Genomic DNA, 2801 nt, shown 5'->3' with positions numbered 1-2801 from the left:
TATTAAACATGTTCCTCCTCCTGCAAGGCATGAATGATCTTTGCTTTAAACTCTGTATTATTTAGCTCTTCCTTATCTATTACTTCAAGAATACCATGATTTAAAATCACTATTTCATCACATAGATCCAAGGCAAGCTCCATGATATGAGTAGAAAAAATTATGACTCTGTCCGTTTTTATGGTACGTAGTAATTGTTTCATTTCTTCTGCTACTACCACATCCAGAGAGGTTAATGGCTCATCTAATAATAATACATTAGGTTGCGCGATGATGTTAATCAGCATCTGCATTTTATTCTTCATACCGTGAGAATAATCCTTTATTAACTTATCTCTATCCTCGTTTTCTATATTAATCATGTCAAAGTATTCATCAATGGATTTCAAATTTTTTATATCTTTTTCATTGATATCTATAAAAAATTTAATAAATTCACGACCGGTTAAAAATGCTGGAACCGTTGGGGTGGATAATACATACCCGATATCATGCGCAACAACCTCTCTCTCTTGGTTTCCATCATGTATGTAGAAATATCCGCCATCTGTTTTTATATCACGATTTACACAGTTAAATAGCGTTGTTTTACCAGCACCATTACGCCCTAAAAGTCCATAAATCTTTCCACTTTCAAAAGTGAACGAGATATTTTTTAAAACCTCTTTTTTCTCAAAATTCTTTGATAATTTTTCAATTGCAAAGTTCAACAAAACTCTCCCTACTTTCTTATTCATTTTTCTTTCAGACTTTAATTTCATTTTATAACCTTAAACTTCATTACTTGCTTTATGTTCATGTTTCCGCATTCATTAATGATAAGAACTATTTCGAATTTTTCTTCTGTTCTCAATTGTCAATCCCTAAGATTGTATATCAATATTGTAAACGATTCTTAGCGAGATTTCTATCTATTTTTCCAGCTCCTTAAAATTACATAATATAAGAATTACACATAATATCATTTTGTAATATAATTTTCACTTCTGCAATGGATTTAAAGAACGTAAAAACTCTTTTATAACGAATGCACCTTAAAAGTATGGAGGAATTCTTCCATGAACGGAAGCAAATCATTCCAACATTTAAGGTGCACTTTGTAAATGTTTTGATTAAAATTTTTTGATTATAAACTTAATAAAAGAGTGTAAATAAATTTAATCTTTTCTCAGCATATTTTCATTCAATACTGCATTTCTTATCTATCATACTTTTTTCGCTCGATAATTTAAAACCATAGCAATTGTAAATGAAATGATTTCTACAATAGGCATCGAAATCCAGATACCGTTTGCTCCAATAAACAAAGGCAAGATTAATACAAATGCACTACTTAATATTAAACCTCGTAAAAGATTGATCCCCATTGCATATTGTGGTTTCATTGTAGCTTGGAAATAACCGCTTATAAAGATATTAAGGTTCATAAATAAAAATGCTAAAATATACATCCGAATAGCAGGAATTGATAATGACAATATTTCATCGGTAGCATGTACAAACAGTCCTGTAATAACTCCTGGGAATAAGGCTCCTAACGCAACTATAATCGTTCCTATTATTGTAGTAGTAATAAATCCTAAATGTTTTACTTCGTCCACACGTTTGTTTTTCCCTGCCCCAAAGTTAACTGCAAGTATTGGCTGTGATGCTTGTGCCACACCATTTGCTAAAGACATCACGATAAAAGAACTGTTTGCAATAATACTATAAACAGTGATACCGATGTCTCCAATGTATTTTACAAGTTGAATATTAAAGAGGAAAGTAACAACACCATTCGAGATTTCAATTAAAAAGCTAGCTAATCCGCTGGTTACCACCTTTCCAAATCGTTTCATTGAAAAGCCATGCTTCACTAGCTTTAACTGATTTGTTTTCTTAAAAAAGTGAACCATAAGGATTAAGCAAGTAATCGAACTTCCGATTACTGTAGCGATTGCTCCACCGAACATTCCCCAGTGAAATATATAAATAAAGATATAATCTAAAATGATATTAGTGATACCTCCTGTAACTACGCCAATCATCGATAAATTAGGATCTTTATCATTTCTTATAAAAGCCTGAAGTAAAGCAGAAAACATAAAGACAGGTGCTCCCGCCACTAATGTTCTTCCATACTCACTAGCGAGTGTAAATGTAACATTGGTTGCTCCTAGGAAATATAAGATCGGTTCAAATGCAAGTTGCATGATAATCAATAGAAATATAGATAAAAACGTTACCGATATTACTGAGGTTGTAAAATACTGTTTTCCAAGTAACGGATTATTACTGCCATTTGCAATTGACATTAAAACCGAACCGCCAACTCCGAATAATAAACCGGTACCAAAAAATAACGTAAAAAGTGGTAACACTATATTAAGAGCAGCAATTCCATCAGGACCTACTCCTTTACCTATCATAATAGAATCAGCAAGAATATAAATTGAGGTAACTAAGGTCGCACTTATTGATGGTAATAAGTAGCTGAAAAATAACTTTCTTGTTGAATCCTTTGTTAAATCTAAATGTTTCATTTCTATCTCCTTCATTTGTTACACTATGTAGAACGTATTTTCCTTTCAACTAAGTCCGCTCTAACAAAATAATTCATATCACAGCAAAAAACTGGATAATCCAGTCGGAGGTCTCCAACTATCTTATCCAGAATATAAAATCTTCATACTATTCGGCGAATGAGTTGCAATCTTAATATATCGATAGATTACTGTCACTTGCCTAAAAATAACATACAAGTTATATACAAGATATTTTTTATCACCTAGTCATTCTTTGAATCTTCCCTCGCCTGT

The 2801-nt window shown here is 32.0% G+C and carries 2 protein-coding genes; both read right to left on the bottom strand.

The features are described from left to right. Nucleotides 1–2: 2 nt before the first annotated feature. Nucleotides 3–710 carry an ABC transporter ATP-binding protein gene (locus RTP52_RS12330; RefSeq protein ID WP_312371683.1) on the bottom strand — a complete coding sequence of 236 codons (708 nt, stop codon included), beginning with the start codon at nucleotides 708–710 and terminating at the stop codon, nucleotides 3–5. Nucleotides 711–1205: 495 nt separating this feature from the next. Further along, complete coding sequence (locus tag RTP52_RS12325) at nucleotides 1206–2525, bottom strand: MATE family efflux transporter (RefSeq protein WP_312371681.1); 1320 nt, start codon at nucleotides 2523–2525, stop codon at nucleotides 1206–1208. Between the last annotated feature and the right edge of the window lie 276 nt (nucleotides 2526–2801).

This window comes from Lachnoclostridium sp. (assembly GCF_031997925.1).
GTDB lineage: Bacteria > Bacillota > Clostridia > Lachnospirales > Lachnospiraceae > Lachnoclostridium.
Note: the sequence above shows the minus strand (reverse complement) of the source record. Positions and strands in the feature narration are given on the sequence as shown.